This window comes from Curtobacterium sp. MCPF17_018 (assembly GCF_003234135.1).
In the GTDB taxonomy this organism is placed as follows: Bacteria; Actinomycetota; Actinomycetes; order Actinomycetales; family Microbacteriaceae; genus Curtobacterium; species Curtobacterium flaccumfaciens.
The window spans coordinates 64,124-78,642 of the sequence record NZ_QKSJ01000002.1 but is presented as its reverse complement, the minus strand read 5'-3'; the positions used below and the strand labels follow the sequence as shown (position 1 = coordinate 78,642).

Annotated in this window: 14 protein-coding genes and 1 riboswitch; of the genes, 3 read left to right on the top strand and 11 right to left on the bottom strand. The window is 72.5% G+C overall.

Annotation, left to right across the window (positions count from 1 at the left end; genetic code table 11):
- Positions 1-31: 31 nt before the first annotated feature.
- Positions 32-1,003 carry a carbohydrate kinase family protein gene (locus DEJ27_RS02925; RefSeq protein WP_181430070.1) on the bottom strand — a complete coding sequence of 324 codons (972 nt, stop codon included), beginning with the start codon at positions 1,001-1,003 and terminating at the stop codon, positions 32-34.
- 157 nt (positions 1,004-1,160) lie between these two features.
- On the opposite strand from DEJ27_RS02925, the gene DEJ27_RS02920 reads away from it, so the two are divergent.
- Entirely contained in the window at positions 1,161-1,784 is a 624-nt protein-coding gene (locus tag DEJ27_RS02920; RefSeq protein WP_146244640.1) for a TetR/AcrR family transcriptional regulator, read from the top strand.
- Between the two features lie 108 nt (positions 1,785-1,892).
- Here DEJ27_RS02920 and DEJ27_RS02915 read toward each other — a convergent pair whose 3' ends face one another.
- The 5 genes from DEJ27_RS02915 to DEJ27_RS02895 all read right to left on the bottom strand — a co-directional run bounded on the left by DEJ27_RS02915 (position 1,893) and on the right by DEJ27_RS02895 (position 8,039).
- Positions 1,893-2,507: a superoxide dismutase gene (locus DEJ27_RS02915; RefSeq protein ID WP_027466323.1), complete on the bottom strand. Its 615-nt coding sequence runs from the start codon at positions 2,505-2,507 to the stop codon at positions 1,893-1,895.
- A 44-nt stretch (positions 2,508-2,551) separates the two neighbouring features.
- Complete coding sequence (locus DEJ27_RS02910; protein WP_027466322.1) at positions 2,552-3,061, bottom strand: flavin reductase family protein; 510 nt, start codon at positions 3,059-3,061, stop codon at positions 2,552-2,554.
- Positions 3,062-3,282: 221 nt separating this feature from the next.
- On the bottom strand, positions 3,283-4,857 hold the full coding sequence (locus DEJ27_RS02905) for an MFS transporter (protein WP_258370286.1): 1,575 nt from the start codon (positions 4,855-4,857) through the stop codon (positions 3,283-3,285).
- A gap of 159 nt (positions 4,858-5,016) precedes the next feature.
- Positions 5,017-6,024 carry a LacI family DNA-binding transcriptional regulator gene (locus DEJ27_RS02900; RefSeq protein ID WP_111090267.1) on the bottom strand — a complete coding sequence of 336 codons (1,008 nt, stop codon included), beginning with the start codon at positions 6,022-6,024 and terminating at the stop codon, positions 5,017-5,019.
- Positions 6,003-8,039 carry an aldo/keto reductase gene (locus DEJ27_RS02895; protein WP_110861608.1) on the bottom strand — a complete coding sequence of 679 codons (2,037 nt, stop codon included), beginning with the start codon at positions 8,037-8,039 and terminating at the stop codon, positions 6,003-6,005. The genes DEJ27_RS02900 and DEJ27_RS02895 overlap by 22 nt, the downstream gene beginning before the upstream one ends.
- 155 nt (positions 8,040-8,194) lie before the next feature.
- On the opposite strand from DEJ27_RS02895, the gene DEJ27_RS02890 reads away from it, so the two are divergent.
- Positions 8,195-8,743, top strand: a complete 549-nt coding sequence (locus DEJ27_RS02890) for a TetR/AcrR family transcriptional regulator (RefSeq protein WP_027466318.1) — start codon at positions 8,195-8,197, stop codon at positions 8,741-8,743.
- A 66-nt stretch (positions 8,744-8,809) separates the two neighbouring features.
- Entirely contained in the window at positions 8,810-8,980 is a 171-nt protein-coding gene (locus tag DEJ27_RS17670; protein ID WP_017888559.1) for a hypothetical protein, read from the top strand.
- 111 nt (positions 8,981-9,091) lie between these two features.
- On the opposite strand, the gene ribH is transcribed toward DEJ27_RS17670, so the two are convergent.
- The 5 genes from ribH to DEJ27_RS02865 all read right to left on the bottom strand — a co-directional run bounded on the left by ribH (position 9,092) and on the right by DEJ27_RS02865 (position 14,436).
- Positions 9,092-9,571, bottom strand: a complete 480-nt coding sequence (ribH, locus tag DEJ27_RS02885) for a 6,7-dimethyl-8-ribityllumazine synthase (RefSeq protein ID WP_110861610.1) — start codon at positions 9,569-9,571, stop codon at positions 9,092-9,094.
- The gene (gene ribB / locus DEJ27_RS02880) at positions 9,568-10,257 is read right to left on the bottom strand and encodes a 3,4-dihydroxy-2-butanone-4-phosphate synthase (protein ID WP_110861612.1); all 690 of its coding nucleotides are present in this window, start codon (positions 10,255-10,257) and stop codon (positions 9,568-9,570) included. The genes ribH and ribB overlap by 4 nt, the downstream gene beginning before the upstream one ends.
- On the bottom strand, positions 10,257-10,910 hold the full coding sequence (locus tag DEJ27_RS02875; protein ID WP_027466316.1) for a riboflavin synthase: 654 nt from the start codon (positions 10,908-10,910) through the stop codon (positions 10,257-10,259). The genes ribB and DEJ27_RS02875 overlap by 1 nt, the downstream gene beginning before the upstream one ends.
- A gap of 94 nt (positions 10,911-11,004) precedes the next feature.
- A riboswitch (FMN riboswitch) is annotated at positions 11,005-11,139 on the bottom strand.
- 300 nt (positions 11,140-11,439) lie between these two features.
- Positions 11,440-13,146, bottom strand: coding sequence for a hypothetical protein (locus DEJ27_RS17665; RefSeq protein ID WP_181430068.1), 1,707 nt, complete (start codon positions 13,144-13,146; stop codon positions 11,440-11,442).
- A gap of 87 nt (positions 13,147-13,233) precedes the next feature.
- The gene (locus DEJ27_RS02865; protein ID WP_111090266.1) at positions 13,234-14,436 is read right to left on the bottom strand and encodes a hypothetical protein; all 1,203 of its coding nucleotides are present in this window, start codon (positions 14,434-14,436) and stop codon (positions 13,234-13,236) included.
- Positions 14,437-14,519: the final 83 nt, after the last annotated feature.

The following is a 14,519-nucleotide window of genomic DNA, read 5'->3' as shown; positions in this document are numbered from 1 at the left end:
ACCCGGGAGTGCCGACCGAGAACCCGTCGGCTCAGACCGGCGGTCGACCGCCCACGAAGCCGAGTGCCCGCGCGGCGACCCGGGTGCCCTCGCGGGCTGCCGCACCGACGCGGACCGGATCCGTCGCCCACGCACGGACGAACCCGGCGACGAACGCGTCCCCGGCCCCGATGGTGTCGACGACGGTCGCCGGTGTCGCGGGGACCCGGTGGACGCTGCGGCCCCGGCGTCCGATGAGCGCGCCGTCGGCGCCGGCCGTGACGACGACCAGTGGGACGTGCTCCGTCAGCCGCCGCACCGCGGTGTCGAGGTCGTCGCCCCCGGCGAGGGCGAGCGCCTCGTGCTGGTCGGGGAAGAGCACGTCGACGCCCCGCAGGGCCTGGAGGAACCGGTCGGCGCCGACCGTCTCGATCACCGCCACCGACGAGGGGTCCACCGCCACGCGCGCCGGCCCCGTCCGGGCGCACGCCACCAGGTCAGCGAGCCGATCGGCCCCGCCGCCGAGCATGGCGGCCCCGGTCAGGTGCACGATGTCGGCGCGGGCGACCACCGACGGCGGGACGTCGGCGGCGCTGATCTTCCCGCTCGCGGCGGGGTCGGACATCGCGGTGCGACCGTGGTCGTTGCGGACCGAGACGACGACCCCGGTGGACGTCATCGCGTCGTAACGGAGGTGGGCACGGACCCCGGCGTCCTCGAGCGCGCGCTCGTGGCGGTACACGTCGTCGACCCCCACCCGGGCGACGACGTCGACCTCGGCCCCGAGCCAGCCGAGCCAGGTGGCCGTGTTGCCACCGGCGCCGGTCGGTCGGTGGCGGATCTCCGCGGCGGGGTCGTGCACCCCGATCCGGTGTGCGGTGGTGTGCACGAGGACACCGTCCAGGACGTCGCCGACGACCAGGAAGCGTTTTCCGGCGCCACGACGGCGGCCCGTGACCACCCGTCCGGCGCGGGTCCCCTCGGGCCGGGACGGCGGCGGAGCGCCCTCGTACGGCATGGACATCCGCAACAGTGTACCGGTAGCCGAGTTTTTCTCCGTTTCTATCGGTGAAAACGGAGGGTTTGCGGAGAGATCACACACGACGGCCCATGGTGCCCGTGATATACCGGCTGCTAGTATGTGGGCGGTCGCGCGACCACGCCCCGACGACGGAGATGCCATGCCCAGGAAGCCCGACCCCACCCGCAAACCCGCGATCCTCGAGAAGGTCGTCGACCACTTCGTCGAGACCAAGATCGAGGACGTCACGGTCCGGGGCCTCGGCCGCGTGCTCGGGACGAGCGCCTACCCGGTCGTCTACCACTTCGGCTCGCGCGAAGCCCTGATCGACTCCGTCGTCGAACACCTGGCGGCCTCACGGCCGGTGGCGACGCTCGACCCCGGCGCCGACGCGGACGCCCTCGCCGATCACCTGGTCGCGGCCTTCGGCGGGCTCGACGATCCGCACCGCGCGTTGGCCGCGCGACTCACCTTCGAACTCGGGTCGGTCGAGTCCCTCGACGGGCGCGACCGCCAGCGCCGCGCGCACCGCTGCCACGTGGCGGCCATCCGGGCGTGGTGCCGGGCGCACGGCGCCGACCCCGTCCTCGCCGAAGGTGCGGCCCAGAACACGGTGATGGCCGCCCGCGGAGCCCAGTGGAGCGCGCTCGTCGACCGCGCGCACACCGAGGCCGACGCCGCACTGCGGCGCATCGCCCACGACCTGGCTTCGAGCACGACCGGCACCGACCGCGCGCTGAGCGCGACCGCGACCGAGACCGAGGACCGGTCGCGAACCCGGTGACGGCGTTCGGTCCGGAACGGCACCCGGCCACGAACGGGAGGCACGGTGCCAGCTGGCACCGTGCCTCCCGTTCGTCAGGTGGTCACCGTGGTGACCCGCCGACGCTGATCAGAGCGTGACGAACCGCTGCGACTTCGCGTTCTCGAAACGAGCGGCGACGTTCTCCCAGTCGACGATGTTCCAGACGGCCTTGACGTAGTCCGCCTTGACGTTCAGGTAGTCGAGGTAGAAGGCGTGCTCCCACATGTCGAGCATGAAGATCGGGACGAGACCGAACGGGATGTTGCCCTGCTGGTCGAAGAGCTGGAACGTGGTGAGCTTCTGGCCCACGGTGTCCCAGGCCAGCACGGACCAGCCGGAGCCCTGGATGCCGTTCGCGACGGCGGCGAACTGCGCCTGGAACTTCTCGAACGAACCGAAGAACTCGTCGATCGCCGCGGCGAGCTCGCCCTCGGGGACCTTCGTGTCCGGGCCGAGGTTGGTCCAGAAGATCGAGTGGTTCACGTGGCCACCGAGGTGGAACGCGAGGTCCTTCTCGAGCTTGTTGATCGCACCGAAGTTGCCGGACTCGCGGGCCTCACCGAGCTGCTGCAGCGCGGTGTTGGCACCGGTCACGTAGGCCTGGTGGTGCTTGTCGTGGTGCAGCTGCATGATCTTGCCGCTGATGTGCGGCTCGAGCGCGGCGTAGTCGTACGGCAGTTCCGGCAGGGTGTACTCAGCCATGTGAGGTCCTTTCGATCAGTGGGTTGTGGACGCGGCTCCGCGGCTCACGAGAGCCGGGAACGATCGGTGAGGGAGTGGAATTCCCGGTTGTGGTAGACCAGCGGCTCGCCGCGGTCGGCGCCGACGATGATGTCGAGCACCTCGGCCACGACGACGGTCGAGCTGCCGATGGGTGTCGTCGACAGCGGTCGGCAGCGGAGTGCACTCGCCGCACTCGGCAGGTAGCGGTCGCCGGACGGCAGGGTGCCCCAGATCGGGTCATCGGCGGCCGGGCTGCCGGTCGAGGCGAAGCGCTTGGCGAGTGCGACCCCGAGGGAGTCGACCAGGTGCACGACGAACAGCGGCGCACCGAGCACGACCCCGGCCGAGCCGGAGTTCGTCGAGAGCGAGAAGACCAGCACGGGCGGGTCGACAGCCACGCTCGCGACGCTCGAGGCGGTGAGGCCGGTCGGTCCGTCCGGGCCTTCGGCCGTGATGACGGCGACGCCGGCAGGGTGCCCGCGGAAGGCGGACTTGTACGCGTCGGCGATGGTTGCCGGTGCTTCGTCGGGCATGGTGATCGTGGTCGTTCCTTCGGGAGGGGCTGCCGTCACTCGGCGGCTGCCACCCAACGTATGACCTGAACCCTGGTTGAGGTCAACGATTCACAGGTTCGGGCGCGGCGGGCGCGCCGTGGCGGCACTTCGTGAGCAGGAATGGTCGGGTCACGCACGGCGACCCGACCATTCCTGCTCACGAAGCGCAGCTCGCGCCCGCAGTGCGCCCGCTCAACCGCTCAGCGGCGCTTGAGCATGACGAGCGCACCCGCGGCCGCCACCACCATGAGCACCGCGGCGACGCCCGCCGTGATCGTCACGCCGGAGTCGAAGGCCGCCCGTGCGGACTCGAGCAGCACCTGCCCGGCGCTGCCGCCGAGCTGCCCCGCCGCGGCGACCGCGCCGCCGAGGGTCTCCTGCGCCGCGACGTGCGCGGCCGAGGACAACCCGTCGGGCACCACGACGTGCGCCCGGTAGGTCGTCGCCAGGATCGTCCCGAGCACCGCGGTACCGAGCACGGCGCCGATCTCGTACGCCGTCTCCGACATCGCCGACGCCGCACCCGCCTTGTCCGCCGGAGCCGTCGAGATGATGAGGTCGTTCGTCACGGTCTCGGACGCCCCGATCCCGATGCCGAGCAGCACGAACGCGAACGCCAGCGCGGCGATGGAGGCGTGGTGTCCGAGGACCGCGACGAGGGCGTACGCCGCCGCCGAGAACAGCAGCGCGACCGACACGACCCAGCGCGGAGCGACACGCGCCACGATCGGCACGACCGCGAGCCCGGCGACGATGGTCAGGACCGACCCCGGGATGAGGACGACGCCGGACGCGAACGGGTCGAGTCCGGCCACGAGCTGCAGGTGCTGGGCGATGAAGAACAGGAACCCGGTGAGCGAGAACATCGCCGCCAGGTTCATCAGCACGCTGCCCGTGAAGGCCGTGCTGCGGAACAGCCGCAGGTCGAGCATCGGCGTGCGGGACCGCAGCTGCCGACGGACGAACGCGATGCCGCACACGACACCGACCGCGAGCATGGCGATCGCGAGGCCGCGCTCCTCGGGGTGCACGACCGACTTGATGGCCCAGGCGATCGGTGCGAGGGCGCCGAGGGACAGGAACATGCTCGGCAGGTCGACCGGCCCGGGCATCGGGTCGCGGGACTCCGGCACGCAGAACGGCACACCGACGAGCATGAGCACGAGGATCGGCACCGCGACGAGGAACACGCTGCCCCAGTGGAAGTGCGCGAGCAGCGCGCCGCCGACGAGCGGGCCGAGCGCGTTGCCGGCCGCGAACATCGTCGACCAGACAGCGAGCGCCATCCGCCGCTCCCCCGCGTCCACGAACACGTTGCGGATGATCGAGAGCGTGGCGGGCATGAGCATCGCGCCGAACACGCCCATCGCGATCCGGGCCGCGACGAGCATCCAGGCGTCGGTTGCGAAGGCCGCGGCCACCGAGAACAGGGCGAAGCCGGTCGCGCCGATCACCAGGATCCGCCGTCGGCCGATGCGGTCACCGATGCTGCCCATCACGACGAGCAGGCCGGCGAGCACCAGCGGGTACGCGTCCACGATCCAGAGCTGCGTGGTGGCGTCCGGGTTCAGCGCGCGGCTGATCGACGGCAGCGCGAAGCTCAGGATGGTGTTGTCGACCGAGATGAGCAGGACCGGCAGCATGAGCACGGCGAGCGCCAGGAACCGTCGGGCGCGGCTCCCGGTGACGCGGGTGGCGACGGGACTGGTGAGCAGTGCGGACACGGCGGACTCCTGGGACTTCGAGCCGGACCAGGTCGACGGCGGGTGGTACATGGGGCAGACGAGACGGGACGCGGGATGGACACGCGCCCCGTCAGGACTCCGTTAGTGTACCGTCCGGACGGTTTTGGTTGCAAATGCAACTGAAGGCCGGGAGGCCCGTGTCGATCCCGCCACGGGCCTTGCGTCGATCCGCTGGTCGCGTCGTCGGGCCTACGCCGATTCGCGGAGCAGCAACCGGTGTCGCACCGTGCGCTCGACGGCTGCGCCCGAGCGCGGCAGCTCGCCCGCCAGCATGCCGAGCGCCAGGTCGAGGGCCTGGCCGGCGACCTCGTCGAGGTCGACGGCCAGCGTGGTGAGCGTCGGCGCGACGAGCGTCCCGAGCGGCAGGCCGTCGACGCCGACCACGCGGACGTCACCGGGGACGTCGACGCCGGCACGACGGCAGGCCGACAGCACGCCGAGGGCCAGCACGTCGTTGAACGCCAGGACCGCGTCCACCCGGCGGTGCTCGGCGAGGATCCGCTCGGTCTGTCCGGCGCCGGCCTCGGCGGTGGGCGCGGACGCGATGACGAGGTCTGGCAGGTACCCGCGACGCCGGAGTGCCGCGACCATGTGCGCCCCGCGCTGGCTCGGCACACCGTCGGCGGCGGCGTCGAGCACGACGGGGTGCTTCACCCCGACGTCGACGAGGTGGTCGGCGAGGTCCTCGATCGCGGCGGTCGGGTCGATCCGGACCGCGGCGCGGATCACCGGCCCCGAGGGGTCGAGCTCGACGACCGGGACCGAGCCGAGCCGTTCGATCCACTCCGGCGCTCGGGACCCGAGGTAGCCGATCACGACGTCGGTCTGGGCGCCGAGGGACTCGACCATCCGGTCCGAGTCACTCGCGAGCCCGACGTCAGCGAGCATGACGTTCCACCCGCGGGCGGCGGCCAGGCCGAGCACCGCGGATGCGAGTGCCGGTGCGTAGGGGTTCCGCAGGTCGTTGACGACGAGCCCGAGCTGGTGGTCGCCACCCGTGACGAGCCCGCGGCCGAACCGTGACGGACGGTAGTCGAGCGCAGCCGCGGCCTGGAGCACGCGGTCCTTGGTCACCGCGCTGATGCCGGACATGCCGTTCATCGCGCGGGTGACGGTCTGCCGGGACACCCCGGCGGCCGCGGCGACGTCGATGATCGTCGCGCGGCCGCCCGGGGTCAGGCGCGGAGGTCCAGCCATGCCACCTGTTCCGGGGAGAGGTCGACGGAGAGGCCGGTCATGGACGACCGGGCCTCCGCGATCGTACGGGGTCCGAAGAGCGGGAACGTCGGGAACGGCTGGTTGAGCACGTACGCCAGCGCGATCGCCGTCGCGGGGACGCCGAACTGCTCGCCGAGTTCGCGCGCACGCCGGAGCCGCTCGAAGTTGTCGTCCGAGTAGTAGCAGCGGACGAGTTCGGCGTCGCTGGTGTCCTCGGGCGTCGCGCGGCCGGTGAAGAACCCGCGGGCCTGCGACGACCACGGCAGCAGCGGGACCTGGCGTTCCTCGAGCCAGGCCTTCGATGCCGCATCGGTCGCGTGTTCGCAGCCGTCCCACGGCACGTCGTACGCCTCGGCGAGACCGAAGTGGTTGCTGAGCACCTCGAACCCGTGCTTGCCGTTGGCCCGTGCGTAGGCGTTCGCCTCGTCGAACCGTGCGGGGGTCCAGTTCGAGCCGCCGTACACGCGGATGCGCCCGGCTCGGCGGTGCTCGTCGAGCACGTCGACGAACTCCCCCACCGGGATGTCGGGGTTGTCGCGGTGCATCATGTAGATGTCCGCGTAGTCGGTGCCCTGGCGCTCGAGGCTCTCGAGCAGCTGCCGGGTGATCGACTCCGGGTCACAGTACGGGGTGTGGGCGCCCTTCGTGATGACGACCACGTCCTCGCGGATCCCCCGGTTCTGGATCCACCTGCCGAGCCGGCCCTCGAGCACACCGCCGCCGTAGATGTACCCGGTGTCGAACACGTTGCCGCCCTGCTCGACGAACAGGTCGAAGATCGCGCTGGCGTGTGCCAGGTCGGGCTGGTTGTCGACACCCATCACCAGACGGGACATCCGCTTGCCGACGCCCGGCACCTCGCCGAAGCGCATCGGGTTGCCGTCCTGCACGGTGAGCGGTCGGCCGGACACCGTCGGGATGTCGGCGGTCTCGGCCTCGAAGGGGTAGCGCAGGCCGATCGCCGCGCGCCACCTGTCGAGCGTGCGGGCGGTGGCAAGGGTCTCGTCGATGGTCATCCGCGCCGCTTCGACCCCGCCGGCACGCAGGGCGTCGGTGGTGGCGTCGGCTTCTCGGGCGTAGGGGTGCTCACCCGCGAACGACAGCGAGCGAGGGGGTTCGTCGACGGTGTGGATCTCGATGGTGGGGTCCTCGCCGAGGGTCCACGGGTCGGTGAGCGCGATGCGACCGCGCGAGCCGTACACCGACACGGCGTTGTCGTCCTGCACGAAGACGCCGGTCCGGACCGTCGCCGTGATCCCGCCCTTGTAGGCGAGCTGCGCGACCGTCCACTCGTCGACCCCGGTCGGCCCGAGCGTGCCCGTGGCGGTGAGGTCCGCCGGCTCGGCGACGGCGACCCCGGTGGCGGCCTGCACGATCGCCGCGGCCATCGTCACCGGGTACCCGCCGACGTCGAGGATCCCGCCGCCGGCGGTGTCGACGTCGAACAGGCGACCGGTGCGCTCGCCCGTCCGGAAGGCGAACGAGGCGTCGACGTGGGTCACGTCGCCGATCACGCCGTCGCGGACCAGGTCGAGCAGCGCCGCGGTCTGCGGGTGGAAGCGGTACATGAACGCCTCGACGAGCGGCAGGCCGGACCGGCGTGCGGCGTCGGTGAGCGCCATCGCGGTGCCGTGGTTGACGGCGAGGGGCTTTTCGCAGAGGACGGCCTTGCCGGCCTCGAGTGCGGCGAGCACGAGTCGGGCGTGCCCGGTGTGCACGGTCGACACGTAGACGGCGTCCACCCGCGGGTCGGCGAGGACCTCGTCGTAGGTACCGGCGGTCACGTCGGCGAACCCGAACCCGGCGGCCTCGTCGGCGAAGACCTGCGCCCGCTCGGCGGACGAACTGCCGGCCGCGACCAGGACGCCCCCGCTGGCGGGCAGCTGCGAGAGGAAGCGTCGGGCGATGCCGCCGGGGCCGAGGACGGCCCACCCGGGGCGGTCGGTGGTGGTCGAGCTCGGGGTGGTGGCGGTGTTCGCCGTCTGCGCTGACATGCGGATCCTTGTCGTCTCGTGAACCTTCACGGTCGGTTCGACGCTAGCCGGTGCGGGAGGGATGAGCAATGGTCCTGCGGCGGTTCGTGAGCGTTCACGGCGACCACGGAGGAGCTGGCGTCCCCGCCCCCCGGAACTGCTCCTAGACTCTCGGCATGGCCAGTGCCCGCGACCGTGTCCTCGACAGCTTCGTCGCCATCGTGTGCGAGGAAGGCGAGCGTCCCGCCACGCTCGACGCCGTCGCCGCGCGCGCCGGTGTCTCGAAGGGCGGCCTGCTCTACCACTTCGGCTCCAAGGCCGCCCTGGTCGAGGGGCTCTGCGAACGGCTGTCGGACCTGTCCGCGATCGACGTCGAGCGCATGCAGGAGGCCGAGGACGGCGCCGCGCGCTACTTCGTCCGCAACTGCCTGTTCGTCGGCAGCGAGCTGGACCTCGCCCTGCTCGCCGCGAGCCGCCTGCAGCAGGCCGGCTACGAAGAGGCCGGACGCACCCTCGACGACACCGAGAACGCCTGGCTCGCGACCCTCGTCGACGCCCTCGGTGACGAGCCGACCGCGCAGGCCGTCAAGCTCCTCGGCGACGGGCTGTACCACCAGGCCTCACTCGGTGCCGCGAGCGAGGTGCGACCGAAGCGGGGCAGCGTCGACATGGAGACCCTGCTCACCGTCGTCGACCGTCTGATCGCGACGCGACCGGGAGCGTGAACCGGCACACCCCCGGCTGGGGATAGACTGGGGAACGATCCACTCGTCGACACCCGGAGGTATCCCGTGGGCCGCGTCATCGCCGCTGTTTTCTCGATCCTGCTGCTGCTGGTGTCGATGTACCTGTTCGGGTTCGCCTTCCAGGTCGAGTCGGGCCAGGCCTTCGTCTTCATGGCCGGCGTGCTCCTGATGAGCCTCTCCTTCTTCCTGCCGATCCACGTGTTCGGCAAGCGTTAGGCAGCAAGCACAGCTACTGGCCAGCGAGCACAGCCGCTCGCCGGTCCGTGCAGACAGAACGGCCCCGCACCTCACCGGTGCGGGGCCGTTCTGCGTGGGGCGTCCGGCGGCTCAGACCAGGACGCGCAGGGACCGCAGCGTCACCGCGGTGCTGATCGCCGCGTGCGCGGCCTCGGCACCCTTGTCCTCCTTGGAGTCGGGCAGCCCGGCGCGGTCGAGCCCCTGCTGCTCGTCGTCCAGCGTGAGCACACCGAACCCGACGGGCTTGCCGGTGTCGATCGCGACCTGCGTCAGGCCACTCGTCGCCGCGCCCGACACGTACTCGAAGTGCGGGGTGCCGCCGCGGATGATGACGCCGAGCGCGACCACCGCGTCGAAACCGGCCTCGAGCGCGGTCTTCGCGACCACGGGGAGCTCGAAGCTGCCGGGGACGGGGATCACGTCGGCCGTCGCCCCGAGGCGCTCGACCTCACGCTCCGCCCCGGCCAGCAGGCCCGCGGCGATGGTGTCGTGCCACTGTCCGGCGATGATGGCCACCCGGATCCCGGTGCCGTCGACCTGGTCGCGGTCCGCCGCGCCTGCTCCGCTCATCGTGTCGTTCCTTCCGTGGGCGCTGCGGTCGCTGCCGCCGCCCGGTCTGCCGCGTCCAGCCACTCGGCGAGCGCGGCGATGGTGATGACGGGCACGCCCTCGCGTGCCCCGAGTGCGACGAGTGCCGGCAGCCGCATCATGCTGCCGTCCTCGTCGACGATCTCGCAGATCGCCGCAGCGGGCCGGAGACCGGCCGCGGTGACGAGCTCGATCGCTGCTTCGGTGTGCCCGGCGCGCTCGCGGACCCCGCCCGGTCGTGCACGCAGGGGCACCACGTGTCCGGGTCGGTGCAGGTCGTCACGCACCGAGGTCGGGTCGGCGAGGACCCGCAGCGTGCGGGCGCGGTCGTGGGCGCTGATGCCCGTGGTCACGCCGACGGCCGCGTCGACCGTGACCGTGTAGGCCGTGCCGCGGACGTCCTCGTTGTGCGCCACCATCGGCGGCAGGTCGAGGGCGTCGGCGATCTCGGTGCTGACCGGCGCGCAGATGAACCCCGACGAGTGCGCGACGGTCCAGGCGATCCACTCCGGCGAGGCGAGCTCGGCGGACAGGATGACGTCGCCCTCGTTCTCACGGTCCTCGTCGTCGACGACGATCACGGGGCGGCCGGCCGCGACCGACGCGACCGCGGTCTCGATGCTCGACAACCCGAGTGCCTGCGGGACGGCACCGACCTCGGCGACCATCACCGGGCCTCCGATCCGACGGTCTCGAGCGACTGCGCCGCGGCGTCGAGCCGCAGCATGCGGCGGACGTGCCGTGCCAGGACGTCGGTCTCGACGTTGACCCGGTCACCCGGCACGCGGAGTCCCAGCGTCGTCGCCTCGAGCGTCTCGGGGATCAGGCTCACCTCGAACCAGGCCGCGTCGGGCGCGGTGCCCTCTGGCGAGACCGCGCTGACCGTGAGCGACACGCCGTCGAGCGCGATCGAGCCCTTGTCGACCACGAGCGGGCTGAGCGCCGGCGCGAGCGAGAACCGCACGCGCCGCCAGCCGTCACCGTCGGCCGTCTCGAGCACGGTGGCGGTGCCGTCGATGTGGCCCTGCACGATGTGCCCGCCGAGGCGGTCGCCCACCGAGGCGGCACGTTCGAGGTTCAGGCGGTCCCCCACCCGGAGCGCGCCGTGGGCGCTCATGTCGAGGGTCTGCTTCATGACGAAGGCGGTGAAGGTCTCGGGGGTCTGCTCGACGACGGTCAGGCAGACACCGCTCGTCGCGATCGAGTCGCCGTGCCGGGCGTCCTGCACGACGACGGGGCCGTGGACGGTGAGCGCGACGGAGTCGCCCTGCTGCTCGACGGCGGTGACGGTGCCGAGTTCCTCGATGATGCCGGTGAACACTGGTGTCCTCTCAACGGGACTCCGGGGGCGTTCGACGATCGTCGGCATCGACGGACGGGTCACACACCACGGGTCGTGGGGTCGTCCTGTCCGCCCAGCGCGCCTCCCATCCGGACTTTCACCGTCGGTCCCGGAATCCCACCGGGTCAACCTCTGTCGGGTTCGCACCCGTCATCAGTTCGTGGACTGTCACCACCGGCTCGGAATTACACCGACCCCGGAGCGCTTGCGTAGTCGGAACGATACCCCAGGCCGCTGACGGCTGCGTCGTTCTGCTCCCCCGGCCGTCACGGGGCGTCGCACCGTCGGCGCTTTGCGCGCATCAGGTGCACCGGCATGTTCCGACAGAGCACTCGTCGATCGACTGGTGTCCTGCCGAACCGTGCACGCACATCCGATGCGTGGGCATCTTCCGACGAAGCACGCGTCGATCGACCCGCGTTCCGTCGCGACATGCACACGCGTGCTTCCCCGGGCGGCGTGACGACGAGGGGCGCCGCGGGTGCGGCGTCCCTCGTCGACCTGTCGGTCAGTGCCGGCGACGGAGCACGAGCGTGCCCGTTCCGGCGAGGAGCAGCAGGAGCGCGAACCCGACGGGCAGGACCGGCGAGCCGGCTCCCGTGTACGCGAGCTCCGGCTGGCCGTCACCGGCCGCGGCGGCTGCCGCGACGGTCTCGGCGCTCGTCCGGACCCCGCTGGTGGCAGCGGTCGTGGTGGTCACCACACCCGCCGTGGAGGCCCGGGTCGGCTCGACGACGCCGACCACGTCCACCGGGGTGGTCGCCGTGCCGGGCGTGGTGCCGGTGCCGGTGCCCGTCCCGTCGGTGGGGACGGTACCGGGGTCCGTGCCCGGGTCCGTACCGGGGTCCGTGCCGGGGTCCGTGCCGGGGTCCGTGCCCGGGTTGGTACCGGGGTCCGTACCGGGGTCCGTGCCCGGGTCGGTACCGGGGTCGGTACCGGTGCCCGTGCCCGGGGTGGTGCTGGTGCCGTCACCGACGATGCCGATCCCGTTGCCGCCGATGGTGATCGGCAGGTTGATCACCGGGGTGACCTGGGTGCCGGAGAGCAGGCCGCCGTCGCCGGAGGTCGAACCGCCGGTCGTCGGGGTCGTGGTGCCGGTGGCCGGAGCCGTCGTGCCGCCGGTGCTCGTCCCGTCACCGAGGACGCCGATGCCGTTGCCACCGATCGTCACCGGGACGTCCACGACCGGGGACACCTGCGTGCCCGAAGCCGTGCCGTCCGAACCCGAGGTCGAACCACCGGCCGCCGGAGCGGTACCGGTACCCGTGCCCGCGGCGGGCGCCGTGCCCGTCGCGCTCCCGTCACCGAGGACGCCGATGCCGTTGCCACCGATCGTCACCGGGACGTCCACGACCGGGGACACCTGCGTGCCCGAGGCTGTGCCGTCCGAACCCGAGGTCGAACCACCGGCCGCCGGAGCAGTACCGGTACCCGTGCCCGCGGCGGGCGCCGTGCCCGTCGCGCTCCCGTCACCGAGGACGCCGATGCCGTTGCCACCGATCGTGACCGGGACGTCGACCAGACCGGTCACCTGGGTGCCGGAGAGCAGTCCGTCGGTGCCCGAGGTGGTGGGCGCCGAGGGGGCTTCGGCAGCCGGCACCGGGGCGGTCGCCGCCGGGGCGGTCGACGTCGAGGTGCCGTCACCGAGGACGCCGATCCCGTTGCCGGACACCGTCACGGGGACGGTCACGGTCGGGGCGACCTGGGTGCCGGAACCGGTGCCGTCCTCGCCCGAGGTGCTCGGAGCGGGAACCGCAGGAGCGGCAGGCGCCGGAGCCGGAGCCGGAGCAGCAGGCGTCGGAGCCGGAGCCGGGGCTGCAGGCGTCGGAGCTGCCGCGGGTACGGCGGCCGAGACCGCGTCACCGGCGACGGCCACCGCGTTGCCGCCGACCGTCACCGGTGCCGCGACGTCCGGCACCACCTGGGTGCCCGAGAGCGTGCCGTCCTCACCCGAGGTGCTGGGGGCAGGAGCGGTCGTGGCCGGAGCCGGAGCGGCGGGCGTGGACCCGGTCGCCGTCGACACTGCGTCACCGAGCACGGCGACGGCGTTGCCGCCGAGGGACACCGGGGCGTCCACGGAAGGGGCCACCTGGGTGCCCGAGACGGTGCCTTCGGCACCGGATGTCGTGGCTGCGTTCGCCGCAGCCGTGCCGCAGAGCGTGAGCCCGCCGACGAAGAGGGCGAACCAGAGCCCTCTGGAGACGTACTTGTTCATGGTCGTACTCCCTGATCGAGATCGTCACCGACCGCGGACGCAGCCGGGATGTGTGCGTGCCTGCCGTGGCGGACAGGCGCACCGATCTCAGTCAGGGGCGACGTCGTGCTCGCCGACGACGGATGCGGGGACCGCGTCGTCGGAGAGCGTGCCGCGAGACCCCGCGGCGAGGGAGACGATGTCGTCGGTCGAGCCGACGATGCCGACGGCTGCTGCGCCGCCGGAGGCCGAGGAGGCGCTGCCACCGAGCACGCCGGCGTCAGCTCCGTCGAACGGGAGCCCGTGGCCCTCGCCGTCCGCGGGGACGAGCAGCGCGTGCCCGCCGAGGGTCGCGTCCTGCGCCTCGACGGCTGCGACGAACGGGCCGACCGTGGCCGTCGTCGCGGCCGCGGCGATCGGCGCCGACGGGCGGAGCCCGGCTGAGCGGTGGCCCACGGCATCGGCGGCGACGGCGCGTGCGGGAGCCGAGGCCCCCTGAGTGGGGACGGTTCCGGGCCGGACGGGTGCGTTCGCGACCGGTACCGACGGGACTGGCCCGGCGGACGGGTTCGAGCCGCCGCCCACCGGGAGCGCGGGGACGTCGACGACGGGGCTCGTGCCTCCTGGCAGGGTGCCGCCGACGGAGGGGACGACGCCCTCGACCACGTCGGGGACGGCGCCCACGGTCGTGCCGACCGAGCCGAGCGTGTCGTCGACCAGGCCCGTGACCGGGCCGGTGACGGTGCCGAGGGTGTCGTCGCCGAGGACCGTGCCGACCACCGGGACGCTGCCGACCACGTCGTCGACGGTGTCGACGACCGCGGTCACGGGGCGCGCGTCGGTGACGCGTTCCACGGTGCCGGTGACGGGGCGCAGGACGTTCGCGACGGTGTCGGTGACCGGCCGGGAGGCGCTGGTCACCTGGTCGACGACCTGTCGCACCGGGCGCGTGGCCGGGCCGGCCGCGGGGGCGGTCGTGGAGGGCTCGGCAGCCGGGGTGGTCGCGACCGGAGCGGGCGCAGCAGGTGCCGGTGCAGCAGGTGCCGGTGCCACGGCCTTGCGGACGGGATCGGTCACGCCGCCGACGACCTTGCCGACCTCGCCGGCGACGCCCTGCGCGGTGCCACCGATGCCGTCGACGACGCTGCCGACGAGTCCGCGCTGCTCGGTCGGTGTGGCCGAGGTCGTCGCGGCGGAGGCCGGTCGTGCGCCGAGCAACAGGGACAGCAGCACGAGGGCGGCGAGGGTCCCGACGCCCAGCAGGACGATGCGGAGTGCGGCGCGCCAGGGTGCGCGCAACGGGTGGTCCATGCGCTCACCTCCTGATCTCGGCTGCGCACGTAGAGTGGTTGACCGGCAATGTACGCCGATCCGGTCCGGAACACACCCTGTTT